Annotated in this window: 25 protein-coding genes; 15 read left to right on the top strand and 10 right to left on the bottom strand. The window is 66.0% G+C overall.

The genetic code is table 11. The annotated features are described in order from the left end of the window. Positions 1–1,002: a type 2 isopentenyl-diphosphate Delta-isomerase gene (fni, locus tag O6P37_RS15990; RefSeq protein WP_269895212.1), complete on the bottom strand. Its 1,002-nt coding sequence runs from the start codon at positions 1,000–1,002 to the stop codon at positions 1–3. Between the two features lie 61 nt (positions 1,003–1,063). Here fni and ftsY point away from each other — a divergent pair, with 61 nt between their 5' ends. The 6 genes from ftsY (at position 1,064) to O6P37_RS15960 (ending at position 9,600) form a co-directional block, all read left to right on the top strand. Then, a complete protein-coding gene (ftsY, locus tag O6P37_RS15985) occupies positions 1,064–2,407 on the top strand; it encodes a signal recognition particle-docking protein FtsY (RefSeq protein WP_269895211.1) in 1,344 nt (447 codons plus the stop codon). Between the two features lie 174 nt (positions 2,408–2,581). Continuing rightward, positions 2,582–3,964 (top strand): ammonium transporter, encoded by a 1,383-nt coding sequence (locus O6P37_RS15980; RefSeq protein WP_269895014.1) that lies wholly within the window; start codon positions 2,582–2,584, stop codon positions 3,962–3,964. Positions 3,965–3,970: 6 nt separating this feature from the next. After that, a complete protein-coding gene (locus tag O6P37_RS15975) occupies positions 3,971–4,309 on the top strand; it encodes a P-II family nitrogen regulator (protein WP_003881099.1) in 339 nt (112 codons plus the stop codon). 73 nt (positions 4,310–4,382) lie between these two features. After that, a complete protein-coding gene (locus O6P37_RS15970; protein WP_269895013.1) occupies positions 4,383–6,881 on the top strand; it encodes a [protein-PII] uridylyltransferase in 2,499 nt (832 codons plus the stop codon). A gap of 65 nt (positions 6,882–6,946) precedes the next feature. Next, positions 6,947–8,509: a signal recognition particle protein gene (gene ffh / locus O6P37_RS15965; RefSeq protein ID WP_269895012.1), complete on the top strand. Its 1,563-nt coding sequence runs from the start codon at positions 6,947–6,949 to the stop codon at positions 8,507–8,509. Continuing rightward, on the top strand, positions 8,506–9,600 hold the full coding sequence (locus O6P37_RS15960) for an amidohydrolase family protein (protein WP_269895011.1): 1,095 nt from the start codon (positions 8,506–8,508) through the stop codon (positions 9,598–9,600). Before ffh ends, O6P37_RS15960 begins: the two co-directional genes overlap by 4 nt. A gap of 8 nt (positions 9,601–9,608) precedes the next feature. Here O6P37_RS15960 and O6P37_RS15955 read toward each other — a convergent pair whose 3' ends face one another. Then, positions 9,609–9,884, bottom strand: coding sequence for a hypothetical protein (locus tag O6P37_RS15955; RefSeq protein WP_332909798.1), 276 nt, complete (start codon positions 9,882–9,884; stop codon positions 9,609–9,611). A gap of 729 nt (positions 9,885–10,613) precedes the next feature. On the opposite strand from O6P37_RS15955, the gene O6P37_RS15950 reads away from it, so the two are divergent. The 8 genes from O6P37_RS15950 to O6P37_RS15915 all read left to right on the top strand — a co-directional run bounded on the left by O6P37_RS15950 (position 10,614) and on the right by O6P37_RS15915 (position 18,021). Beyond that, positions 10,614–11,108, top strand: a complete 495-nt coding sequence (locus O6P37_RS15950) for an HNH endonuclease domain-containing protein (protein ID WP_269895010.1) — start codon at positions 10,614–10,616, stop codon at positions 11,106–11,108. A gap of 332 nt (positions 11,109–11,440) precedes the next feature. Continuing rightward, positions 11,441–11,938: a hypothetical protein gene (locus tag O6P37_RS15945; RefSeq protein WP_269895009.1), complete on the top strand. Its 498-nt coding sequence runs from the start codon at positions 11,441–11,443 to the stop codon at positions 11,936–11,938. Between the two features lie 27 nt (positions 11,939–11,965). Continuing rightward, positions 11,966–12,655: a hypothetical protein gene (locus tag O6P37_RS15940; protein ID WP_269895008.1), complete on the top strand. Its 690-nt coding sequence runs from the start codon at positions 11,966–11,968 to the stop codon at positions 12,653–12,655. A 368-nt stretch (positions 12,656–13,023) separates the two neighbouring features. Then, on the top strand, positions 13,024–14,025 hold the full coding sequence (locus tag O6P37_RS15935; RefSeq protein WP_269895007.1) for a hypothetical protein: 1,002 nt from the start codon (positions 13,024–13,026) through the stop codon (positions 14,023–14,025). A 213-nt stretch (positions 14,026–14,238) separates the two neighbouring features. Continuing rightward, positions 14,239–14,385 (top strand): hypothetical protein, encoded by a 147-nt coding sequence (locus O6P37_RS15930; protein ID WP_269895006.1) that lies wholly within the window; start codon positions 14,239–14,241, stop codon positions 14,383–14,385. Positions 14,386–14,581: 196 nt separating this feature from the next. After that, positions 14,582–15,289, top strand: coding sequence for a TIGR02391 family protein (locus O6P37_RS15925; protein ID WP_269895005.1), 708 nt, complete (start codon positions 14,582–14,584; stop codon positions 15,287–15,289). Between the two features lie 72 nt (positions 15,290–15,361). Next, a complete protein-coding gene (locus O6P37_RS15920; protein ID WP_269895004.1) occupies positions 15,362–16,375 on the top strand; it encodes an HNH endonuclease in 1,014 nt (337 codons plus the stop codon). 605 nt (positions 16,376–16,980) lie between these two features. Beyond that, positions 16,981–18,021: an HNH endonuclease signature motif containing protein gene (locus O6P37_RS15915; protein WP_269895003.1), complete on the top strand. Its 1,041-nt coding sequence runs from the start codon at positions 16,981–16,983 to the stop codon at positions 18,019–18,021. A 93-nt stretch (positions 18,022–18,114) separates the two neighbouring features. Here O6P37_RS15915 and O6P37_RS15910 read toward each other — a convergent pair whose 3' ends face one another. After that, positions 18,115–18,402: a hypothetical protein gene (locus tag O6P37_RS15910; RefSeq protein WP_269895002.1), complete on the bottom strand. Its 288-nt coding sequence runs from the start codon at positions 18,400–18,402 to the stop codon at positions 18,115–18,117. 44 nt (positions 18,403–18,446) lie between these two features. Between O6P37_RS15910 and O6P37_RS15905 the strand changes: the two genes are divergently transcribed. Further along, positions 18,447–18,701 carry a hypothetical protein gene (locus tag O6P37_RS15905; RefSeq protein ID WP_269895001.1) on the top strand — a complete coding sequence of 85 codons (255 nt, stop codon included), beginning with the start codon at positions 18,447–18,449 and terminating at the stop codon, positions 18,699–18,701. Positions 18,702–18,854: 153 nt separating this feature from the next. Here the strand turns inward: O6P37_RS15905 and O6P37_RS15900 are convergent, their stop codons facing one another. From O6P37_RS15900 to O6P37_RS15880, 7 genes are all read right to left on the bottom strand, one after another. Continuing rightward, positions 18,855–19,493: a hypothetical protein gene (locus tag O6P37_RS15900; protein WP_269895000.1), complete on the bottom strand. Its 639-nt coding sequence runs from the start codon at positions 19,491–19,493 to the stop codon at positions 18,855–18,857. After that, positions 19,494–19,796 carry a helix-turn-helix domain-containing protein gene (locus O6P37_RS28560; protein ID WP_408633190.1) on the bottom strand — a complete coding sequence of 101 codons (303 nt, stop codon included), beginning with the start codon at positions 19,794–19,796 and terminating at the stop codon, positions 19,494–19,496. A 361-nt stretch (positions 19,797–20,157) separates the two neighbouring features. Next, complete coding sequence (locus O6P37_RS15895; RefSeq protein ID WP_269894999.1) at positions 20,158–22,506, bottom strand: AAA family ATPase; 2,349 nt, start codon at positions 22,504–22,506, stop codon at positions 20,158–20,160. Further along, the gene (locus O6P37_RS15890) at positions 22,503–22,676 is read right to left on the bottom strand and encodes a hypothetical protein (protein WP_269894998.1); all 174 of its coding nucleotides are present in this window, start codon (positions 22,674–22,676) and stop codon (positions 22,503–22,505) included. Before O6P37_RS15890 ends, O6P37_RS15895 begins: the two co-directional genes overlap by 4 nt. Further along, positions 22,673–22,888 (bottom strand): helix-turn-helix domain-containing protein, encoded by a 216-nt coding sequence (locus tag O6P37_RS28555; protein ID WP_408633186.1) that lies wholly within the window; start codon positions 22,886–22,888, stop codon positions 22,673–22,675. Before O6P37_RS28555 ends, O6P37_RS15890 begins: the two co-directional genes overlap by 4 nt. A 219-nt stretch (positions 22,889–23,107) precedes the next feature. Continuing rightward, on the bottom strand, positions 23,108–24,580 hold the full coding sequence (locus tag O6P37_RS15885; protein WP_269894997.1) for a recombinase family protein: 1,473 nt from the start codon (positions 24,578–24,580) through the stop codon (positions 23,108–23,110). A gap of 25 nt (positions 24,581–24,605) precedes the next feature. Beyond that, the coding region (locus O6P37_RS15880; protein ID WP_269894996.1) for an HNH endonuclease signature motif containing protein at positions 24,606–25,389 on the bottom strand (784 nt) is incomplete at its 5' end.

Below are 25,389 nucleotides of genomic sequence, written 5' to 3'. Positions count from 1 at the left end.
CTAGACCTCTTCGACGCCCCGGCGGCGCAGCGAGGTCAGGGTGGCCGCGCCGCAGCCGTGCAGGCAGATCCGCAGCTCGTCGATGAACCTGCGCAGCCAGTCCGTCGCGGCATCCGCGGACTCGATGGCCGGTTTCAGCAGCGGGCGCGCGACGGCCACCACGTCGGCGCCCATCGCCAGCGCCTTGGCCGCGTCCATCCCGGTGCGGATGCCACCGGAGGCGACGACCGGCACGTCGGGCAGCGTGCGGCGCACCTCGAGCAGCGCCCGGGCGGTCGGGATGCCCCAGTCGCCGAGGGCGGGGTGGCGGATCTCGCCGTAGCGCACCAGCTGCTCGACGCGCGCCCACGAGGTGCCGCCGGCGCCCGCCACGTCCACCGCGGCGAGCCGGCAGTCCACCAGCTCGGCCGCGGCGGCCGCGCCGATGCCGTGGCCCACCTCCTTGAGTAGCACCGGGTAGCCCAGGCTGCCGGTGACCTCGCGCAGCCGGGCGAGCGAACCGGAGAAATCGGTGTCGCCCTCGTGCTGCATCGCCTCCTGCAGCGGGTTGGTGTGCACGGCCAGTGCGTCGGCGCCCACCCGGTCCAGCACCCGGTGCAGGGCGGGGACCACGTCGCCGGTCAGCTGCGCCAGGCCGACGTTGCCGATCAGCAGTGCGTCCGGGGCGACATCGCGCACCGCGAAGCTGTCGGCGGCCGCGTCGTTGTCGAACATGATCCGCTGCGAGCCCAGCATCATGCCGACACCGAGGCGGTGCGCGGCGGTGGCGAGATTGCGGTTGATGGTGCCCGACAGTTCGGCGCCGCCCGTCATCGCCCCGATCAGCACCGGGGCGGCCAGCGTCTTGCCGAGGAATTCGCAGGACAGGTCGATCCGGCCGAGGCTGGTCTGGGTCAGCGCGTTGTAGGGCAGCCGGTAGCGCTCGAACCCGGTGGTGACGCCGTGATACTCGACGTCGCCGTCAAGACAGACGTCGATGTGGCGGCGCTTGCGGGTCTCCATGCCCCCGGGGTCGGAATTCAACGGCCGGTCCCCCTGACACAATGGCGGGGTGACCCAAGGTGTGCCACTCGGAGTGTGGATCGCAATCGCGGTCATCGCCGTTCTGCTCGTCACTGCGCTCGTCGTCGGCCTGGTCCGATACCGGCGGAGACGGATCAGCCTGGCCGCACCCGACACTGCCACACCGTTGGACCGGTCCGGCGGATACACCGCGTCATCGGGCATCACGTTCACACAATCGTCAGCGTCGCCCGCACCGCCCGCCCCGCCGAAGGCGCCGCCCGGGCGGATCGACACCAGCGGACTGCCCGCCGTCGGCGACGACGCGACAGTGCCGCGTGACGCCCCGAAGCGCCCCATCGCCGATGTGCGGCTGCCGGAGCCCGACACCGTCACCGCGCCCGAGACCGTCATCGAGCCCGCCGAGGCGCCCGCGACCGAACCGGAACCGGCCGCCGAACCCGAACCGGTGCTCGACGTCATCGCACCCGCCGACGGCAGGCTCGACCGGCTGCGGGGGCGGCTTGCGAAGTCGCAGAACGCCCTCGGCCGCAGCATGCTCGGCCTGCTGGGCGGCGGAGATCTCGACGAGGACTCCTGGGAGGCCGTCGAGGACACGCTGCTGATCGCGGACCTCGGCCCGGTCGTCACCGAGTCGGTGGTCGCCGCGCTGCGCACCCGGATGGCCGCCGCCAACGTCCGCTCCGAGGCCGACGCCCGCGCGGTGCTGCGCGACGTCCTGATCACCGAACTGCAGCCCGGCCTCGACCGGTCGATCCGGGCGCTGCCGCATGCGGACAAGCCGTCGGTGCTGCTCGTCGTCGGCGTCAACGGCACCGGCAAGACCACCACGGTCGGCAAGCTGGCCCGCGTGCTGGTGGCCGACGGACGCCGGGTGGTGCTCGGCGCCGCGGACACGTTCCGGGCCGCCGCGGCCGACCAGCTGCAGACCTGGGCGTCGCGGGTGGGCGCCGACGTGGTGCGCGGGCCGGAGAACGCCGATCCGGCGTCGGTGGCGTTCGACGCCGTCGACAAGGGCATCGCGACGGGCGCCGACGTCGTGGTGATCGACACCGCGGGCCGGCTGCACACCAAGACCGGTCTGATGGACGAGCTCGGCAAGGTCAAGCGGGTGGTCGAGAAGCGGGCGTCGGTCGACGAGGTGCTGCTCGTGCTCGACGCCACCATCGGGCAGAACAGCCTGCCGCAGGCGCGGGTGTTCGCCGAGGTGGTCAACATCACCGGCGTGGTGCTGACCAAACTCGACGGCACCGCCAAGGGCGGGATCGTGTTCCGCGTGCAGCAGGAACTCGGCGTGCCGGTCAAGCTCGTCGGCCTCGGCGAGGGACCCGACGACCTGGCGCCGTTCGAGCCCGGCGCCTTCGTCGACGCGCTGCTCGGCTGACGCGGTAAGCGCGAAAGTCCACGAAGTAACACCGCCGAAACGTCGACCGCCCATCCGTTCACACGAGCGAAACACCCCTGCGTCTTCGCCGAAACAACCACTGCGCAAAGTCTTGGACCAGGTCAACGGTTGTGAATCCTTGCGGCCGTGGCATGTCGAAGGAGGAAACTGCGAGTGGACCAATTCCCGACGATGGGTATACCGGACACCGGTGATACGGCGTGGATGTTGATAAGCGCTGCCATGGTGCTCCTGATGACCCCCGGTCTGGCGTTCTTCTACGGCGGCATGGTTCGCGCCAAGAGCGTCCTCAACATGATCATGATGAGCGTCAGCGCGATGGGCGTCGTGACCGTGCTCTGGGTGCTCTACGGCTACTCGCTCGCCTTCGGCAACGACGTGGGCAACCTGTTCGGCGACCCGACGCAGTTCTTCGGACTCAAGGGCCTCATCGGCGGCAATGCCGCCGAAGCCGTGGTCGAGGACCCGGGTGCGGGCATCGAGGCCGCCGAGGTGGTCAACATCCCGCTGGTGTTCACCTTCCCGGCGACGGTGTTCGTGGCCTTCCAGCTGATGTTCGCGATCATCACCGTGGCGCTGATCTCCGGCGCGGTGGCCGACCGCATCAAGTTCAGCGGCTGGCTGCTGTTCGTCGCGCTGTGGGTGACGGTGGTGTACTTCCCCGTCGCGCACTGGGTGTTCTCCTTCGACGGTGGCACCGCCGAGACCGGCGGCTGGATCGCCAACAAGCTGGCCGCCATCGACTTCGCCGGTGGCACAGCCGTTCACATCAACGCCGGTATCGCCGGCCTGGTGCTGGCGGTCATCCTCGGCAAGCGCAGGGGATGGCCGGGCACGCCGATGCGGCCGCACAACCTGCCGTTCGTGATGCTGGGCGCCGGGCTGCTGTGGTTCGGCTGGTACGGCTTCAACGCCGGTTCGGCGACCGCGGCAGGCGGCCTGGCCGGCTCCACCTTCGTCACCACCACGGTGGCCACCGCGATGGCCATGCTGGCCTGGCTGCTCACCGAGCGGTTCCGCGACGGCAAGGCCACCTCGCTGGGTGCGGCGTCGGGCATCGTCGCCGGCCTGGTGGCGATCACGCCGTCCTGCTCGTCGGTCAACGTGCTCGGCGCGCTGGTCATCGGAGCGGTCGCGGGCGTGCTGTGCGCCCTGGCGGTGGGCCTGAAATACAAACTGGGCTACGACGACTCGCTCGACGTGGTCGGTGTCCACCTGGTCGGTGGTCTGGTCGGCACGCTGCTGATCGGGCTGGTCGCCGCCCCGGAGACCGGTGCCGGTGTCGCAGGCCTGTTCTACGGCGGAGGCGTCGACCAGTTGTGGCGCCAGGCGGTCGGTGCAGGGGCGGTTCTGGTCTACAGCGGAATCGCTACCGCTATCTTGGCTCTGATAGTCAAGTTCACCGTGGGCCTGCGGCTCAGCGAGGAAGATGAATCGACTGGACCGGACGAGGCCGAGCATGCCGAGACCGGCTACGACTTCGCGACAGTCGGAGCGGGCTCGACTCTGGGTCGCCACCCCGGCGTGGAGGGATAGGGAAACATGAAGCTGATTACTGCGATCGTCAAGCCGTTCACGCTGGAAGACGTCAAGACCGGCCTGGAGCAGACGGGCATCCTCGGGATGACCGTCAGCGAGGTGCAGGGGTACGGGCGTCAGAAGGGTCACACCGAGGTCTACCGCGGTGCCGAGTACTCCGTCGACTTCGTGCCGAAGGTACGTGTCGAGGTCGTGGTCGACGACTCCGCGGTCGACAAGGTCGTCGACGTCATCGTGCAGGCAGCGCGTACCGGCAAGATCGGTGACGGCAAGGTGTGGGTGAGTCCCGTGGACACCGTGGTGCGGGTGCGCACCGGTGAGCGGGGCGCCGACGCCCTCTAGAGACCGATCGAGTCGTCGTCTCCCGGCCGAGCACCGTGAGCATTGAACTAGCTGGGCCGGGAGGACACTCGAAATGACCGATCAGACATCAGATTCCGCCGCCGGAGCCCCTCGTTGGGTGGCTCCGGCGGCGGGCTCGTCCCGACCGGCGACGGACCTTGTCAGCGCGTCGGCGCAGCTGATCGCCGGCGGCACACGCCCGTTGGACACCGTCGCACTGCGCGACGCGCTGCTCGACCTGCACGAATTCTGGCTCAGCACCAAGGCCACCGAGATCGGGATCACCGCCACCAGCGGTTTCGCCATCGTGGCGACGGGCGGGCTGGGACGCGGCGAACTGCTGCCGTACTCCGACCTCGACCTGATGCTGCTGCACGACAACATGCCCGCCGACGTGGTCGGCCAGGTCGCCGAGCTGCTGTGGTACCCGTTGTGGGACGCCAACATCCGGATCGACCACAGCGTGCGGACGGTGCCCGAGGCGCTGAAGGTGGCCGGCGAGGACATCTCTGCGGGCCTGGCCATGCTCGACGCCCGGCACATCGCCGGCGATGCCGACCTGTCGTCGCTGCTCATCGGCGGTGCGCGCAGGCAGTGGCGCACCGGTATCGCGCCCCGGTTCGGCGAACTCGTCGAGCACACCAGGGCACGGTGGCAGCGCAGCGGACAGATCGCGCACCGCGCCGAGCCCGACCTCAAGTCCGGCCGCGGCGGCCTGCGGGACGTCCAGCTCCTCAACGCGCTGGCGATCGCGCAGCTGGCCGACGTCTACCCGAGCCGGTCGCTGGCCTCGCCCACCGGCTCGCTGGGTGAGGCGCACATGGCGCTGCTCAACGTGCGCACCGAACTGCACCGGGTCTCCGGGCGCGGTCGCGAGACGCTGCTCGCCCAGCACGCCGACGAGATCGGCGCGGCCCTGCGGATCGGCGACCGGTTCGACCTGGCCCGCATGCTGTCCGACGCGGCGCGCACCGTCAGCTACTACGTCGACGCCGGCGTGCGCACCGCCGCCAACGCACTGCCGAAGCGGGGTTTCGCGGCGCTGCGCCGGCCCGTGCGACGGCCGCTCGACGAGGGCGTCATCGAGTACGCCGGCGAGGTGATCCTGGCCCGCGACGCGCGCCCGGAACGCGACCCCGGACTGATCCTGCGGGTCGCCGCGGCGTCGGCCACCACGGGGCTGCCGATGGCGGTGTCGACCTTGAGCCGGCTCGCGCTGAACGCGCCGGAGCTGCGCACGCCGTGGCCCGGCCAGGCGCTCAAGGATCTGCTGGTGATGCTCGCGGCCGGCCCGAGCGCGGTCGCGACCATCGAGGCGCTCGACCGGACGGGGCTGTGGGGGCGGCTGTTCCCCGAATGGGGCGCGGTGCGCGACCTCCCGCCGCGCGACGTCGTGCACATCTGGACGGTCGACCGTCACCTCGTGGAGACGGTGTCGCGCGCGAGCGCCTTCACCACCCGGGTGTCGCGCCCGGACCTGCTGCTGCTCGGTGCGCTGTGCCATGACATCGGCAAGGGCCGCGGCGGTGACCACAGTGTGATCGGCGCCGAACTGGCCAATCAGATCGGCACGCGTCTCGGGTTGTGGCCCAGCGACATCGACGTGCTGTCCACGATGGTGCGCTACCACCTGCTGCTGCCCGACACCGCGACCCGCCGCGACCTGCAGGACCCGAAGACCATCGACGCCGTGGTGGACAAGCTGGGCGGCGACCTGGTGGTGCTCGAACTGCTGCACGTGCTGGCGGAGGCGGACTCGCTGGCCACCGGTCCCGGCGTGTGGGGTGACTGGAAGGCGTCGCTGATCGGCGACCTGGTCCGGCGATGCCGGCTGGTGATGGCCGGCGAGCCACTGCCCAAGCCGGATCCCGTTGACCCGCACCACCTTCAGCTCGCCAGCGAGGTCGGCGTGCATGTCGAGATGGCAGCGGGGAACAGCCCGCACATCTACCACGTCACCATGATCGCGCCGGACCGCCGCGGCCTGCTGTCCAAGGCGGCCGGCGTGCTGGCACTGAACTCGCTGCGGGTGCACTCGGCGTCGGTCAACAGTCACGAGGGCTCGGCCATCAACACCTTCGTCGTGTCACCGCACTTCGGGACGCCGCCGGCGGCCGAACTCCTGCGCCAGCAGTTCATCCTGGCCCTGGACGGCGATCTGGACGTGCTGGCGTCGCTGGACAAGCGGGACCGCGAGGCGGCGCAGCACGGCACCGCCCGGGCGGGTGAGGTGGTGGCCGCGGTGCCGGGCAACCAGGTGCCCGCCCCGCCGCGGGTGCTGTGGTCCGACGGAGCCACCGCGGGCGAGCTGATCGTGCAGATCCGCAGCACCGACCGTGCCGGCCTGCTGGCGCGGCTGACCGCGGTGTTCGAGCGCGACGGCGTCGACATCGCGTGGGCGAAGGTCAACACGCTCGGCTCGTCGGTGGTCGACGCGTTCTGCATCGTCGTACCCGCCGTGGCCGTCGACGAGGGGGCAGGGGCGCAGCGGGTGCGCGAGGAACTCGAACACGACCTCTACGGGGTGCTGCCCACGCCGCCGCCCGCCAAGAAGGTGTCCGAGGCCAGTTAGGCGCACAACCGGGCTGGGCGCAACCGCTCTGCTGAGACCCTCACGACCCGGTTAGGCTGGACATCGTGTTTGAATCCCTGTCCGACCGGTTGACCGGCGCCCTGCAGAGCCTGCGCGGCAAAGGGCGGCTCACCGACGCCGACATCGACGCCACCACCCGGGAGATCCGGCTGGCCCTGCTGGAGGCCGACGTCTCGCTGCCCGTGGTGCGGGCCTTCGTGGCGCGCATCAAGGAGCGGGCCAAGGGCGCGGAGGTCTCGGCCGCCCTGAACCCGGCCCAGCAGGTCGTCAAGATCGTCAACGAGGAGCTGATCGGCATCCTCGGCGGCGAGACCCGCCAGCTGAGATTCGCCAAGACCCCGCCGACCGTGATCATGCTCGCCGGCCTTCAGGGTTCCGGTAAGACGACACTCGCCGGCAAGCTCGCGAAATGGCTTCGCGGACAGGGGCATACGCCGCTTCTGGTGGCCTGCGACCTGCAGCGGCCTGGCGCGGTCAACCAGCTCCAGATCGTCGGCGAACGCGCCGGTGTGCAGGTGTTCGCACCGCACCCCGGCACCGCCCCCGGCGCGCCCGAGGTCAAGGGCACCGCCGACCCGGTGGCCGTCGCGGCGGCCGGCCTGGCCGAGGCCAGGGCCAAGCACTACGACGTGGTCGTCGTCGACACCGCCGGCCGGCTGGGCATCGACGACGAGCTGATGGGGCAGGCGGCGGCGATTCGCGGCGCGGTCGACCCGGACGAGGTGCTGTTCGTCCTGGACGCCATGATCGGCCAGGACGCGGTCGCCACCGCCGAGGCGTTCCGCGAGGGCGTCGGATTCACCGGCGTGGTGCTCACCAAGCTCGACGGCGACGCCCGCGGTGGCGCCGCGCTGTCGGTGCGCGAGGTGACCGGCGTGCCGATCCTCTTCGCGTCAAGCGGCGAGAAGCTCGAGGACTTCGACGTCTTCCACCCCGACCGGATGGCCAGCCGCATCCTCGGCATGGGCGACGTGCTCAGCCTGATCGAGGCCGCCGAGCAGCACTTCGACGCCGAGCAGGCCGAGGCGGCCGCCGCCAAGATCGGCAGCGGTGAGCTCACGCTGGAGGACTTCCTCGAGCAGATGCTGGCGATCCGGAAGATGGGGCCGATCGGCAACCTGCTGGGCATGCTGCCGGGCGCGGGTCAGATGAAGGACGCGCTGGCCGCGGTCGACGACAGCCAACTGGACCGCGTGCAGGCGATCATTCGCGGCATGACACCGGCCGAACGGGCCGATCCGAAGATCATCAACGGCTCCCGCCGGCTGCGCATCGCCAACGGGTCCGGGGTGTCCGTCGGCGAGGTCAACCAGCTCGTCGACCGGTTCTTCGACGCCCGCAAGATGATGTCGCAGATGGCCGGCCAGATGGGCATGCCGTTCGCGCGAAAGGCCAACAACCGCAAGGCCAGCAAGAACAGCAAGAAGAAGGGCAAGAAGGGCGGCCGCGGGCCCACCCAGCCCAAGGCGCGCAATCCGCTGGGCGCCGGCTTGCCCGGCATGCCCGCCGGATTCCCCGACCTGTCGAACATGCCGAAGGGATTGGACGAGCTGCCGCCCGGCCTCGCCGACATCGACCTGTCCAAGCTGAAGTTCCCGAAGAATTGACCGCGGAATCCACGCGCCTGCACGTCAGGGGCCGCGGACTCCCGGACGGGCAGCCGGTCGAGTGGTGGATCGTCGACGGTGTGCTGAGCGCCGACCCCGTCCCGGGCGCGGAGACGGTGTTCGGCGCCGACGGTGCGCAGGGCTGGATTTTGCCCGGGCTGGTCGACGCGCACTGCCATGTGGGGCTGGGTCCCGGCGGCGCCGTCGACGCCGACGAGACGATCGCCCAGGCCGAGACCGAGCGTGACACCGGCGCACTGCTGCTGCGCGACTGCGGTTCACCGGTGGACACCCGCAGCCTCGACGACCGCGCTGACCTGCCCCGCATCATCCGTGCGGGACGGCACCTGGCGAAGCCGAAGCGCTACATCCCGGGCCTGCCGATCGACATCGAGGACGAGTCGCAGCTGCCCGACGCGGTGGCGGCGCAGGCCCGCTTCGGCGACGGCTGGGTGAAGCTGGTCGGCGACTGGATCGACCGGTCCGTCGGCGACCTGGCGCCGCTGTGGTCCGACGAGGTGCTGGTCGCGGCCATCGGCGCGGCGCACGCCGAGGGCGCCCGCGTCACCGCGCACGTGTTCGGTGAGGACGCCCTGCCGGGGCTGATCAAGGCCGGCATCGACTGCATCGAGCACGGCACAGGGGTCACCGACGACATCATCGAGTTGATGGTGGAGCACGACACCGCGCTGGTGCCGACGCTGATCAACATCGAGAACTTCCCCGGCATCGCCGACGCCGCGGGCAAGTACCCGACCTACGCCGCGCACATGCGGGATCTGCACGCCAAGTGCGACCAGCGGGTGGGCGCGGCCCGTGAGGCGGGCGTGCGGATCTATGCGGGCACCGACGCCGGCGGGATGATCGCCCACGGCCGCATCGCCGACGAGGTGGACGCGCTCAAGCGGATCGGCATGAGCCCCACCGACGCGCTCGGCGCGGCGAGCTGGGCGGCCCGTGAATGGCTGGGCAGGCCCGGACTGGTCGCGGGTGAGTCGGCCGACCTGGTGTGCTACTCCACCGATCCGCGCTTCGGCGCCGCGGTGCTGAACAGCCCCGACCTGGTCATCCTGCGCGGCCGCGCCTTCTGATCCCTGCCTCAGAAGGGTGGGGGTGTGTTGCGTTCGGCGACGTGGTCGTCGTTGAGTTTGCGTTCGGCGGCGATGCGTTGGGCGCGGTTCTGGGCGCGGGTGCGTCGGCGGGTGGGCATCTTGACGCCGCGGAATGTGTTGTCCGGCAATGTGCCTGGTGGTGGTGGGGGTAGGTTGCCGGTGGGTCGGCACAGGGTGGGGAAGATCAGGGCGCTGCCGGGGCGGGTGGTGTAGGTGTGGCCGGTGGGTGCGGTCCACACGATGGTGCCGTCGGGGTATTGCACGTCGGTCCACCCCGATGGCCCGCACCAGAACGTTTTCAGGAGGTGGTGGCAGCGACTGGCTGAAATACACTCATGCCTATGACCGATGCGGGGCCGACTCGGCGGCCGCCCGGCCTCAAGGAAAAGACGGTTCACTGCCCTACGGGATGTCAAAATGTCTCATGGCACGGGAGGCAACGACATGAAGTCCAAAGCAATGCTTACTCTGGCAGCGGTGTTGGCGGGGTCAGCGGTCTTCGCACCACCGGCCGCCGCCAACCCTTATTCCGGGATGGACGACGCGCACGTTCAGTTCTTCAGGTCGCCGTCAGGCAACATCGCATGCCAGATCCAGTTCCAACGTGGCGCGCCCGCAGCCGCAGGCGGGGGATTTCTTCCCGACAGCGCGTACTGCATGTCGAACAAACCGTTGCAGAATGTCCAACTCCGGCCTGATGGGTCACTGGCAAGCGTTTGCACGGGCCCGACTTGCGGCAGTAACGGCCCGACAGATCAGGGCGTCCTTGCTTATGGTCAGAGCGCGGTGCTCGGGCCATTCACCTGCTTGTCGGAGGAATCAGGGATGACCTGCACCGCTAACGGCCGGGGCTTCAATATCTCGACTGCCGGCGTCGTGCCGGTCTAGTGGACGCAAATGCAGGGGTTCTGGCCGATGTATGCGCTGCTCTTCGTGTCGGGGACGCTGGTTCTGCCAGAGAGACCCTTCGGTCGCGCTATCCATTCGTGCCGGTGGAGAAGATCGTCCGCAGCTTCTCGGTACAGCAGTCGATGGACCTGTTCACACGTGATGGCTTCATCGATCGCTACACGGGCAATCGACTTATTAACCCCGGTGTTCTCCGCCTCCTTCATGTTGTGCTGGGGAACGACTTCCCGACGCATCCGCACGGGAAGTACTCGGAGACGCACATCGCTTTTTGGGAGTTGTTTCCGACGGTCGATCATCTTGTGCCTGTCAGCCGAAGTGGGAAAGACGAAAAATTCAATTGGGTCACAGCGTCGATGCTGAGCAATCAGGCCAAGGCCCAGTGGACGGTGGAAGAACTCGATTGGAAGCTGCATCCGCGTGGCTCTATGGCGGAGTGGGACGGGTTGTCGCGGTGGTTGGTCGACTATCTCGCGGTAAACCCAACCGTGTTGGAGGAGAAGGCAGCTGAGCCCCACCGTGGCTACATCCGACGATGGCTTACCGCCACCAAGGTGGCGCTAGAAGCGGATGACTAACCGGTCGAATCGCGATCTGCGCCGGGCAAGCGTCGACCGTGAACAGGTAACGGCGGGCGCGTCGCGTGTCTTGATCAGGTGATGCAGGCGACTGGTCCAAGTACCGTTAGAACGTGCTGATCTACAAACTGCTGACAGGCGAGTTTGCCGAGTTGCCTGCCGATGGGCAACCACAGGGACAGCGGTAGCGGTTCGGCCGGACCCGCCCAGGGGTCGTCCCCGGGAATCTGGCACCTGGTGACGGAATTGCCGCCAGCACGGGACAGGGAGTGCTTAGAGTGGCCCCCATGGGGGTGTGTAGCAGGCTGTCTGGCGTGTCACGAGGCGCCGCCGTGGGGCCTATCGCGATCGTCCTGGCCTCGGGGTTTTTAGCCGGGTGTTCGTCGTCCTCAACCACCGACGAGCAGTCCAGCAGCAGCGAGCGGCCGGTCCCACCGCCGCCTTCCGCCGCCGCTCCACCTGTCGGCACCGTCGTACCCACCACGGAGGGCACTACCGCCTACGCCGAGCAAGTCCAAACCATGGTGCTCGACGGCTTGTCCGATAACGACCTCAAGCGGCCCGCGACCTTCCGCGATATGTGCGCGACCATTGTGGTGTGGGCGTGCGCAATCGCCAAGATCGAGTCCGATAGTCCCGGCACCATTGAGATAACCCTTGCGCCTGAGGACCTGTGGATTGCCAAGTGGGATGGATCAACCGACTGGTACGACTTCGGCGAGCACGTCGCGCGCGGGGTGTACAACTTTGCGGGTGGGGTTCAGCCGCCGATCAGCCAGATCGACGTGATGACGCCAACTGGCGACATCGCCTACTTGGGAAATTACTGACGCACCAACACAATCAGGAGGACAACCTTGGCGCTTCTGCGGGCCATAGCTTTGGGCGGCATCGTCATTCCGCTCGCCATCGCGTGCGGTGATTCGACCGCTACGCGCGATCAGGGGACGGGTGGCGACGGTTCGTCGCCGGTAGCGCCAGCCGCGTCGGCGGTAATCGAGCAATCGGGTTTCGGGGGTGATGAGAACTACCTGTGGGTGACGTCGACCGTGCGGGATGTGCCGGTCGGTCAGTTCGCGACCGTGTCGTTCAATCTATACGGCGCGGACGGAACGCTGCTGGCTTCCGAGTCGCAGACCGAGCAGGGCGTAAATCCCGGCGCGCGAATTACGGTCGGCACTCAGGTCGCGGCACCGGCGGGTCAAGCTGTAACGAGGATCGAGCCGACGTTGAAAATCAGTGAACACGACCCGGTGCAACGACCCAAGTTCAGCGACGTGGTACTGCAGGTTGGCCCGACAACACTAGGGCAAAATTCGTTCGGCAGTCCAACCGCCGACGCGATACTGACCAATCCGTCCGATCAACAAATCCCAAGCGCGCGAGTGGGTGCCATCTGCTTCAACCCCCAGGGAACGATCATTGGCGGTGGATACGCTTTTCCCGACGTTATACCCGCTAACGGCGAGGTCAAGGTGTCATCCGAACTGAAGACGTCCGAGCCGCCCGCCCGCTGTGAGTTGACCGCTCAGCCATCTGATTTCTGACTCGGACTACTAGGTGGTCTACGACCGTCGCGGCGATATTGCAGCGCGGGCCACCCACGGGGTCACGCCTCACCCTAAGACCCGTCTGTGAGGCGTCGCCTCGGACCGCTCGCGCAACAACGGCTGCATCGACCCATGCGACTCACGACCTACTGCCTCAAGTGAGGGTCGCGCAATCGGCGGCGCGGTAGTGGAACGGGAACGACCGTCGCTGCGCCCAACGGCTAAACCGGCGACATCGGGTCGAAGACCCGGCAGATGTAGTCGCGCAGGCTCGCGCACGCGTGCTTCTGACCTGCATTGGCCTCTTGACGGGATATTGTCGACGCCGGGCGGAGGCGGGCCAGGGTATCTACGGAGGGGAGCACGTGGCGTTTTTCCGGCAGAAGAAGGAAGAAGCAGACCGGCAGAAGCAGGAAGAAGCAGAACAGAGAGTTGAACGGCAAGCCACGACTCATCTGAGGATTGCTTGGCCAATCGTCGTGATCATTCTCGGCATACTTACGATTACGGCGCTCGGCACCCTTGTCACGATCGTCACCATTCATGATGTCGACATTCTGTCGACGGTGGCACTCGCCTTAGCCGTCGTGTCGTTCGCCGCTCAATTAATCGTCACTTTGGCGCAGGCGCAGCAATCCGCCAGATTGACCGGCGAGACTATGGCTGCACTTAGTGAGATGCGCGCGACCACAGCCTCCCTGTTATCCAACCAGAGTGGACAGTTCGATAGGCTGCTCGACGTTGTTGCCGCTCGTGCGGCCACAGCCGCTGCCGAAGACGTAGTCGGGGACCAGGGCGGCGGTGAGGAGGGCCGCGAAGAACAGGTGTCGATCATCGAGGACGCCTTGCAGTCGGCCCTGAACGAGGCGATTTCCCAGATAAGACAGGAAGCAGCGAAACGATCGCAGCCACCGCCGCCGCCGCCAGAGAGCTCAGCAGCGAGATTACGTCGAGTGCGCGAGATGCGCGCCCGTAACGCCACCGAGTGGGACTTGCTGATGGACAGCTTCCCGACGCGCGAAAATGGCGAAGAGGCGGCCGCAGAGTTGCGCAAGCTGCCCCCTCGGACGGTTCGAGCTCTTATTGAACTTGGTCGGTCTCTTCGTGACAAGCCGACTGACAAGCTATCGGGGCAACGAAGAAGGATTTATCAGATACAAGACGGCCCCTTTAATGGCCCGCCGGCCTGGGCTTCGCAACTCGAGCGCGCCGGCTTCGTCAAGATCGATCCGTTGGAGTCCAACCCCGACTTGAGCCCAACGCGCAGGAATGCCGTCATGCTAAGTACGACCCCGAAAGGTATAAATGCTCTGCGGATCTTGAACGCAGTCGGCGACCCGCCCGAATGGGCGGCTGGTATTCAGTAGGCTGTCGCACACTGCGTGCAAACCTGCCCGTACTGGCAGCCTCCTTTGCTGGCATCCAGCTTACAAATGACACAAACCGGTCGTCATCACTCGCCCGGAATGACTGACCATGCCGGTACTCGAACGCGTCGCCCCCGCGATGATGTTCGTGGAAGACGCCACCGCCTTCGTTTGAGCGGAACCGGCCCAGTCTCTACTTGCGTCTAATCCAGTATGGATGACATCGAACGCGCGGCAATCGCCGCCGAGGGCTACGACCCCGATGACCCAGCCGTGGTTGCCGCCCTCAATCGGGTCAGCCGAGTGCTGGCCAATCTTGGATGGCACTACCGCCTAGGGTTTCCGGCGTCGCCGGACTGAGAGCACGCCTGCGGTCATCACTGCCTGGGCGACGATCACACCGACATCAGATCGGAGTTGCGAGTCGCTCGCGGGCTAGCCAGCGCCCATGTTAAGGCTGGGCGCGAAGCCTTCATGAATGACCGCACCTGCCTCAAGTTGTCCAGCATGCTGCGAGCATTATTGAAGAATCGTCATGCCGCATGGGAGGGGGGCCATGGATTACGAATGGATGCGCGAGCGCCTGACGGACTTCGACGACACCGTGAAAACCTGGGCGGGGGAACACGTCGACGACGAACTCGCCGCTAGGTGCTGGCGCAAGATGCTGCGCGCCGAGCCGACGATTAAGAGGATCCTCGCGACACTCGATCCGCAACTGGCCGACCAGTTTGACCTGAACAGCCGGCACGGGCCGATGATGTCGATCAACTTGGTGCAGCGGGCCTACGGCATCCTTGACGACATCAACGAGTGGTCGGTGCGCCTGCGGCCCCAAGCCCCCGCGCTGGCGGCTGACCAATTCCACCCATGGGTATGGCGTGCCGCGCAGACCTACTGGGACAGCCAGCACTACCGCGCTGCGGTTAATGCCGCCGCGACGGCGATTAACGCGCATACTCAGACCAAGGTTGGTCGCCGGGATGTCTCCGACGACGACCTGATGAACCAGGTGTTCACCGAGAAAGCGAAAGAAGGTCAGCCCTACCTGCGGCTGCCCGGAGACCCTGAGGCCGACCGAACGCTACGCAGTCGCAACAACGCCCTTCGCCCGTTCGCGGCAGGATGCTTTGCCGGCATCCGGAACCCGTCCGTGCACGAACATGAAGGCGATTGGCCTCAACAGAAGGCGCTGGAGTATCTGGCATCCCTCAGTGTTCTCGCCCGATGGATCGACGAGTGCGCTGTCCATTACGGTGAATAAGCCCGCATATTTGTCGGATCGACATTGAATTTGCAGGTAGGGGGTAACAGAAGCATGGATCGTGGAGATTCGGTGGCTCGATTCACCCACGACATTCCTTCGCTAGATTCTTACTGGCGTGCGATTGTGCTGTTTGGTCAAAATGTCGCGTCTTATAAGTTCGCATTGGCGGGGGCGCTCCTCGAGCTCGGTGCCAACGCGGAGGTCGTCCCCCTCGACGTTCTGGCGCTACCGTTCGCCACGCGAGTCGCCGAACACCTGCGAGCTCACGACAAACAGGGCACTTTTCAGAAGAGCCAGTTTCTCGATGCGTGCCGCGCCTATAACAGCGGCGATCTGGATGCCGACGGCCTGCGCTCCAATACCGTGAAGCTAGGTTTCCAGAACGTGATCGACGCCTTCCACGTCGTTGACAAGACCGAGGTCCCTCAACGGTTTTTCGTCGATGAGCGGAAGACCTCGAAAGGTATCCGCATCACCGATAACCTCCGTGGATTGCTTGACGACGGGCACGGACCCAACCTGGGCGAGGAGGCCGAGGCGCGTTGGCGACTAGTCGAGACAGCCTGGGCACTCAACCTTCCCAGGCATCTCCTCACTGTCGAGTTCGAACCCAGCACTGAGACACTCCTCGTGCCACGGCGACGCACCTGTATCACGGGGGCTCGCGCGGCGCTGAACGGTTACCAGAAGGGCCACTGCTTTTACTGCTACACCGCAATTGATATTGCGAGCTCATCGGCGACCACCTGCCACGTCGATCATGTGTTTCCCTGGTCGGCGGGGGTGTACGTCGGGCGCGCACCAGTCGACGGGATTTGGAACCTTGTTTTGGCATGCGCCCGGTGCAACGACTGGCATGAAAAGGGCGCCCGTCCACCGCACCAGCGCTACGTGGAGCGGCTCAACATTCGTAACGAGTACCTGATCAGCAGCCATCACCCGCTGCGGCCCACATTGATGCAACAGACTGGTCAAAGTTCCGCCGAGAGGTCAGCGACGCTCAAGCGCGCTTTCGACCAGGTTTCGGTGAAGGGAGCTCGCGCCCAGTGGGTCGCGCCGGAGGAACTGGACCGGGGCTTCTGATGCATGATGCAGTAACGGCTCTCGAAGCTGGCCCCCGTCACAGATTCTCGGACTGGTCGAATACTGCCGTGCCGAGGGTGGCTGCAGGTGTCTACACGATTTGGAACGGGGAAAATTTCATCTACGTCGGAATGTCAGGGCGTGCAATGACATCCGAAGATATCGACTCCGTCGACGAACCGAGGAAGGCGAAGGGTCTGTGGACACGCCTCAACTCACACGCGTCCGGCCGTAGGAGTGGCGACCAGTTCTGCGTGTACATCTGCGACCGGTTTGTCGTCCCGCGATTGACTGTCGAACAACAGGCACAAATCGGCGATGGTGTCCTATCGCTGGACGCTCTAACTCGCAGGTACATTCACGAATACCTGGAGTACCGGTACGTCACGCTCCAAAGTGGCCGGGATGCATACGATCTGGAACGGGCGGTACAACGTGGAGCGCTGGGAATGGGCAAGCCGTTGCTGAATCCGCTGTGACCCAGTGATAGGTGAAATATCGCCTTCGTCGAGTGTGAGGTATGGGTATCTGGAACAGGCCGGGTTAGCGCGACACACGGGCGCATTTGTGTAGCCGAGCGACACTCCACGCCTAGGGTTTCACAGGTGAGCAACCTCGAACGCCCCCGTGAGTCCACGGTAAGGCGTCTATATGCGTTGTCGATGAATCAGTGCGCGTTCCCCGACTGCCCGACCGAACTGGTGACACCAGAGACCGGCACGATTATCGGGGAGGTGTGTCATATACACGCCCACAACGAGGGCGGACCGCGCTACCTGGACAAGCAGACCGAAGAGGAACGGCATGGATTCGACAACCTCGTTCTGATGTGTCGTAATCACCATAAGGAGATCGACACCGCCACAAACTTAGGGGTTTATACGGTCGAGTGGTTAATCGAGGCGAAGCGCAACCACGAAACTCGCGCCCGTGAAGTCGGTGAAATCGGTGCACCGCCCGATGTTGTCGCTGCCCTGGTTTGGACCGTCACCGTCTACGAGGCCGGCGCTACCCACATGGACTTCCGCAACGCGGTCTTTAAGGTCGGCGGGGAAGGTGGCGGCCCCGCTGGCGGCGGCGGGAGCGGTGGCGTCCTCACAATCGTGGGCATCGCAAGCCTCCCGGCCGATGTCGAACGCGAGATGAAGATCGACCTGGCGGGTGAAGCCGGCCAGTATCCGGGGGCAGGCGGCGGAGGCGGCGGCGTGCTGGTGTTCCAAGGACGACCTGCGACCGACCAGGACGTGGTCGACGGATTATCTGTTCCACTATTTTTTCCCGCAGACAGCATCTCGCTTTCGGCTGGCCGCTTGCTTGATGTACTCGGCGCCGGGTGGGAGTACTGCGGGGTGCAAGACTTTCCATGGGAGGGCCGATTCCACGTCGCTTTTGCGGTGGACTTCGGCTTTATAGATCCGAACGTCTTGCTTGGCTTCGAGGTAGTCCTGCTGAACGAGTCAGGCGTTGAGTGCGGATCGGGAACCGCTGACGTAAGCGTGCCCGAACGGTTAGGACGCCTGAACCGCAAGTGTGGATTCGCGTCAGTGACGTCGAAAGTTGTTGAAGCTGCCATCTACGAGCTTCAAATACGTTCTGGCGGGTTTGTTTTCGCGCGGTACCGCTTCGAGATCAAAATCGATCGGTAGATTGGGAGACTTCCGGACTTCCATGCAGAGAGTTCAGCCGAGGCGAGCGGACACAGAGAGAGGCAGTCTCACCGCTCAAAAAAATGGCGGCCTTCAGAGTCCGTTCTCCTCCAGCCATCGGCTGCCGACGTCGGGGTAGTACTCGACGCGCCCGGAGACCGTAACGATGGCGCGTTGCCACCAGTGCAGCGGCTGCCCTCCATGTGCCCACGCGGGTAGGTCGCCCACCGACACGTCGAGCGGTTGGCCGTTTGCGAAGGCGGTCAGACGTTTTTCGGCTGAGGGGCGATGCACCTGAGCGCTGGCTTCGGCTTCGGCTGCCTGGCGCAGGTAGTCGTACAGTTCGCTGTGTTCAGGAGTGCTGGCGGGGCGGCGCGTCATGCGTGCCTTGGCGTGCGGTCCCAGCGGGCGCGTACGGCGCGCACATGACGATCGGACTTCGGCGTGCTGTCAAGGTTGGCGGCGACTGTGCGGGCCATTTCCAGGGCTGCGCGGTCAAGCTGGCGGGCTTCGGCGGACAGCCGAGCCAACGCGCTGCTGCGGCTTTGGCCGGCGGCCTCTGCATCGAAGAGCCGGCGCAGAACCTCCGCGCGATCGGCGGCGATTACGGCACCCTCGATTGTGAGTTGTTCGAGCTCGTCGAACTCGATCGGTCCGTGCTGCGCGACGGCGTGAGCTAGGGCGGCGTCGAGTTCAGCGCGTAAACGCTGACCTGCGGTTACTGTCACGGGACGCCTTCCTGGTGAATCTGGCGTAATACGCAAATCGGCACACGCTAAGGGGTACGGCGGCGTAAGTGGTGCGAATGGGGCCTCCCCCCTGGGGTGGTCGCATCAGGTCATCGGCCAATGGTGCGGCCCCATGCCGGGTGCGTGGACCTCCGCCAGCTCGCGCAGCCTCGCCTCGTTCGCCGTCGAAAGTTCCTTTGGATTGCGAATTCTGAACACAACGCTATCTGCGAGACTGTTGTGTCGGCCGATGTGGCTGCCTACTAGTTCCCTCAGCGCGCTGGCTTTGCCCGTGAGGGTTGCATACCGTTCACAGACCTCAGTCCATCCCTTATTGAAGGCGGCCTCCGCAACCGCGCTCGCCAAGGAGTCGTCGGAGTGGAGGTTTGCGCGGTTCAGCATCGCCATTGCCTCGTCTGATGTAGTGAGCTGGTCGGCGCGGTCTTGGGCATCGCGGTGCGCGATGAGATCTGATCCGTCCAGCAGATACGAGTCATTGAAGAGATAGCGCAACAGGTCTTCTCGCCGCTGCTCGCGTTCGGAGGCAAAGTCGGACCGCATCTGCTGGACACGTTCACGGGCGGCCAGGACGGATTTGGCCAGCTCGGTCTTGCGGCCGGCGTCACTGAAAGATCGTTGGCTGCGGATAGCGTCTACTTGCCGGTCGAGTTCGCGCTGTATCGCGGCGACCGCAATGGCGGGCTCCTCGTATTCAGTATTTTGCATTTTATTTCTCCTGCGCATTTAGTCGAGCGTCTGGGCGATCCGAACGTGGTGGTGATTGACCAGCCACCGACCGCCACATGACATAGCGGGAAGTCGCCCACGAGCGATGCGTTTGCGGACTGCGCGGTCGCTGATGCCCAGGCGTTCTGCGGCTTCGGCGGTTGTCAACCACGGCTTCGATTCTCGTAGACTCTGTTGCGCCTCAACTTGTTTGGTACCGGGGCCGGAACCGTGCGCCAGCGCAGCGATCCGAAGTGCTGCCAACACCTCGTAGGCGAGCGGGTCGGTCGTTCGGATGAGGATGCGCCTGCGCCTCGACATGCCCGCCTGGGCCTCAAGCCAGGCCGCGATGCGCGGCGGCACCACGACCGCGCCTTCGGGCGTTAGGTGGCGACCGATCCGGACCGCCCAGCTGGCATGTTGCGGAGAGCCGGCATGTTGCGGAGAGGTAGTCACCGGTCCTCCACTCGATGTACGAATCGGAAGCCAAGCCCATCGCTGCGCTCGTACGTGGCGAGCCACGGGCACGTCGTGTCGTGGGCCACTTCGCCTTGGAACAGTTGGGGAGCGACCTCGATGATAGTCACGTCGGCTTTGCAATCGGGGCAGGCGGCTAGGGCGTGCAGGTCGACCACGAGGCGGGCGCGGCGGTGGTTCCCACGATCGCGGCGCTGGCGGCGGTTCATCGCGGTGTCGCTTTCCAGCAGTGTGCGCACACGCCGCGCGCGATGGAATCTGGGTACAGCAAGGGTTGCTGGCCGCACGCGCCGCAGATCGACGTTCGATCGCTCACAGTGCCCCTTGGGCTGCCAACGAGGGGCATGGGTGCGGTGCTCTGTCGGTTCTTACGTGGATTCGCTTGAGGCAAGGGAGCGGCTTGGCTACCCCGTATCTCTCCATTCACCCTCTTGCGCTCTTTCGAGGTAGACGTACTCCCTTGTCTTTCGTCCAGGGGGTCAAGGGGGCAAGGAGGCAAGGAGGCGGATAACGGGATCGGGGTGCTCCCTTGATCTTGCGGGTAGTGCCACAACCACCGGCCGGTGTCACCGATTTTCGTCGATTCGGCGTGGAGTTTCCGCTTTGCTCGTTTCAACCGGTCGACGCTGTGTCCGGCCGCCTCGCCAGCGTCGTACACCTCAGCGGCCCAGCGAGGTCCGGTCCCGAGCACGCGTGCCAGCCAGGCGACGGCATCCCCATTGTTGTCGGGCGCTCGGTCGGTCGCGTGGGCCAGGGCGATGTGCTCGCGGGCGGTCAGGTCGGACGCCCCTGCGTAGGACAGCAGCGGTACGGTGCCGTCATGGTCGTCGGTGGCCGGGAAGTGCTGGACGGGCGTAATCGCGAACATCGCCGCCGAGACCGGCGCGGCGGTATTCAGCTTCTCCGGTCCGACCACCAGATTGCCTTCGTCGTCCCGTTGGGCGAACAAGGTTAGGCGCGCGACCTTTCGCAGTTCCCCGGTCGCACCGTACCGGTCACGGGGGTTATCCGATGAGACCCGATTGGTGTGACACAGCAGGAGCACCGCGCAGCCCGTCTGGCTGGCCAGTTCCTTGAAGGGACGCAACGCCTGTCGGGCCTGCTGGGGGTCGCGGACACTGAGGCTTGCAGGAACGGTGTCGAGCCACGCGTCCACGACGAGCAGCGCGAAATCAAGTTGCTCCAACAGGTGCAGGTCTCGGGGGAAGACGGGCGACCCGCTACCGTCGAGCTCAGTGCAGATCACATCGACCATGTCGAGGTTGACGTCGGCAACCGCGAGGCGAGGCAGAACCGTTGTCTGCCAATCGTCTTCGGTCACCACGATGACGATCCGCTGAGGTTCGCGGGCGGGGATGCCCAGTTCGGGCAGCGCCTTGCCCGTGGTGACGTGGGCGGCGATCAACACCCACAGCAGGGACTTGCCGATCCCCTCGTCACCGATCAGCAGCGCCACAGCCGCCTGTGGCAGCCAGTTAGCCGCCAGCCACTGCGCTTGGCTCGCGGGGGCAAGGTCGGTGGCCCGGTAGAGGCGGGGCAGCTCCTGGTGCTGGTGCACGGGTGCTGCTGATATCGCGTCCGCTGCGCCGGGACCGTCGTTGCACCGCAGTGCCTGCTGTTGATCAGTCAGCTTGAACCAGACGCGCGTCAGGTCGTCGCCGCCTACCTCATTGAGTTTGTCGACCAGATCGGCGCGCGACCGTACGACGCTGCTCATCTCGTCGAACGTCAAACCAGCTCTGAGACACTCGCCGGCAATCCGGTAGATGTCGGCCGACCGATCATGGGTGCCGATGCCCAGCACCTGGCGCACTGCGCGAGGTAGGCTCGCAGGCGCCGGTGCGGTGGCCTGTTCGGCCCGTGAGGGCACGGCAGCGGGCTGGGCGGGGTATGACGGCGTGTCAGTGTTGCGGGGCAGCCTGACGCCCATCTGGCGGGCGAAATCCTCGGCGGTCCTATCGAACGATTCGGACGGATGCACCAGACACACCACCGGGCCGGCCCCAGGCTTGTGGTTGACCGTACCGGGTGGGCGCAGCATGTCGTTGTCGGACACCTTCGCGTCCGCCGCGCCGAGGTACGCGCCCAGGGCTCGGCACAACACCTCGTGCTGGTCCGGGGTCACCGACACGGGCAGTGTGACGTAGACGTGCCCGTGTCCGTGTGACCCGGATGCGACCGCGAAACCCCCTATTGCGCGGACCTTTTCGGGGTCGAGCAGGTCACCGTCGAAATCGGCGTGGAAGAGATTACGGGCGCGAGCCGCTCCCTTTGCCCGTTTGGGACCGGTGGTCAAGTAGGGGCACATATACACATCGACTGTTTCTGCTGCGCTCAGCATTTCGCTTTGCATCCGGCCGGCGTCTTCGGGCCAGGCGTAGTGCCGGGGCTCCCACCGGGAGAACGTGTACCGACCGCTGTTCATATGCCCGCCGTGGCCGAAGGCGATGTGGGCGAAACCCTCACCGTTGCCGAAACAGGCCGCCAGATACTCGGTGAGCATGTCGGCCCGGCTGTCGTGCCGAGTGTTGGCGGCGTGAGCTGTGCTGGTCACGCGGCATCACCGCCTGGGCAGCCGTCCAGTGTGATTTGCACCGGACGCAGGAGCTCGATCAACGCGGCCCGTTGGCGGGCGGACAGCGGCGGGGCCTGGGCCGTCATGCGACTGATGTAGTCGGCGATGACCGGGTCCTGCAGGAACTGGCGCAGGTCGTTGCTGGTCATCGGTCACCGGCCAGCAGCTCGCGCACGGCTCGGGGAGTGATCCGCCACACCTGGCCGACTTTGGCGGCGGGCAACTGTCCCCCACGGATCAATCTGCGCACCGTATACGGCGAAACATTCAGATAATAGGCGGACTCCCGGATATCGAGGTAGCGGTCGTCAGGTAGTGGCGGAGGAGGGTAAATGTGTTGAAGCGAAGCAATATTGGACACCAAGTGTTCCTTTGGGGCGAAGTCAACGAGGCATGAGGAAGCTTCTGCTTTTTCTTTTGCTTCTGCTTATGCACGTGTTTTCGCTGCCCTGGGATGGGGTGCCCGGCGAGGGTGACAGACCCGGCTCGATGATGGTCCGAGCTGGCACGAGAGTAGCGCGGTTGGCTGCTGTTGGTCTACCTGGACTTGTAGATGTCGGCGTGTCGCGGCGTGTCGCGACTACGGGGTGGCGATGTAGTTCGGCACCAAGCGGTCTGGAATCGGCACCTTGCTGCCCTTACCGACCGGCAACACCGTCGGGATCATCACAACCGCGACAACGGCCCGAAAACGATCTGGGGCGGTACGTCTGAGTTCGTCCACCTTCTCGGTAGCCTGTGGGGTACCGAGGGGAATACCCTCCAGCACGCGCAGGCGTTCCTGGTCCTGTTCTCGCCGTTCAAGTTCGGTGATCTTGGCCTGAATGATCTCCGTGGCAATTTTGGCCTGTTGCCCGGTGAGCAACCCCTCGCCGCGCTCCCTGCCGATGGTGTCGAGTTCCCCGTATAGGCCGCTGATTTCGTCGCGGATTTTCTCCGCCTGCTTTTCGTCGTTCGCTTTGGCTTTGAGCAGGTCCACGGCATCTGGCTTCGCCAACCGATCCCCGACGAGACCACACAACAGCTTCTCGGCGAAGTCGGCGCGGATGGACACACCGCGACATGTTTTGCACGTGTAGGTGATCACGTGGGACACCTGCCCGTCGCGCGGCTCTGGCCGGTGACCTGCCTTCGGGCGTCCCGGCTTGCCGCCGGTCTTCTGCATAACCCACCGGCCCGCAAGGTATCCGTCGCAGCCTTCCTTGCCGCACCGCAGAACGCCGGTCAGCAGATGCTTTCGCACACTTTTTCGTCCAGGTGCCCGACCTGGCGCATTTAACACGGCTTGCGTTGCGCGCCAGACGCTCTCGGAGACTAGACCCGGCCACGTTGCCTTGCCGACGATTTCGCCGCGATGGGCCCGTAGGCCGGCGTTTCGCGGTGCGCGCAGGAACAGCGATACCGTCGACTCGGTCCACGGCTTGCCGTTGAGACCGTACGCGCCGGCCTCGTTAAACAGTCGGGCAACCTCGCTGAGCGACGCGCCGGCCAGCATGGCCGCGTAGGCCTGTCTCACCAGTGGGGCCGTGGCGGGATCGGGATCGCGCACGTGCCCACCGGCGTCACGATAGCCAAAGGCTCTGCGCCACTGAGGCATTCCACGCTCTGCCTTCTGCTGGGCGGCTCGGCGCTGACGGACCCCCTTCTGTTCCATTTCCATCCGGGCGAAAACACCCTTCATCCGGGCGTTGCCCCGCCCGGTCGGTGTGGACAGATCGAAGTCACCGCCCACCGTCGCCAGTGACAACTTGTGTTGGTCGGCCAGGTCGATGAAGTCCTCCAGCTCGCGGGGCACGCGATGCAACCGGTCGGCGTCCCAGGCGACCACCGCACTGATCTTGCCGTCGCGGATGTCGGCCAGCATCTCCTGATAGGCGGGACGGGGTTTTTTTGACGTCGCCGAAACGCTGTTGTCGACGTACTCGACGACGTCGGCCCAGCCGCGCTGCTGACAGAGTTTTTGGCAGTCCTCTCGCTGACGAGTAATCGCCAACCGGTTCTGGTCGCGATCGAGGGATTGACGCAGGTAAATCGCTGTTTTCCGGGGGCTCATAATTAGAGGGTACTTCACCTAGTCGTTACTGGAACCTGCACAGGCACTTGAGGTTCGAGGCGTGGGTGGGTCCGGCGGGGTAGGGGATGGTGTGGTCGATGTCGGCGCGGTCGGCGGGTTTGTCGCAGCCGGGGAAGCGGCAGGTCAGGTCGCGGCAGCGGATGTAGTCGGCGAGCGCGCGTGAGGGGGTGTAGCGGGGTTCGGGTGCGGCGTCGCCGGGATGGCGGACGGTGCGGCGGCGGGCTGTGCCGGTGGTCTCGGCCAGCAGCGCGGTGGGCAGTATCCCGGCGCCCAGCACGAACGCCATCGGCCGCCGGCACTGCGACTTGCGGGCCGGCGCCGGCGCGGGTTCGGGCGCCGGATCGACGGCGGCGACGTCGGCGGTGGGTGACGAGGCCGGGGCTGCTTCCGGGGCGGACGCTGGATCGGCGGGGACGGTGTCAGCGGCGGTGTTCTCAGATGGCGTTCCGGGGTCGGGGGTTTCGCCGCGAGGTGGCCGGCACTCGGCATAGGTAGCGCCGCGGGGTTCGCCCGCGGCTTCGTCGGCCTCGTCCGTGTTCTCGCCCGCCTTGCCCGCCTCAGTGTCTGCCGCCTCGTCAGCGTCGTCCCCCGCTTCGCCGTCGCTCTCGTCTGCGTTGGTGATGATGTAGACGATGGTGTTGCGGGCGGGGGTGGGGGTGTCGTTGGTGGCGGGGCAGTCGGTCTCGCCGCAGGCGCAGGCCAGGACTGTTGCGCCGGCGCCGAGGGCGCCGAGGGCGTCGGCGCGTCGTTCGCTCAGGGTGCGGGGGTCGTCGTCGCAGACGGCGCGG

This window comes from Mycobacterium hippophais, from assembly GCF_027529605.1.
In the GTDB taxonomy this organism is placed as follows: domain Bacteria; phylum Actinomycetota; class Actinomycetes; order Mycobacteriales; family Mycobacteriaceae; genus Mycobacterium; species Mycobacterium arseniciresistens.
Note: the sequence above shows the minus strand (reverse complement) of the source record. Positions and strands in the feature narration are given on the sequence as shown.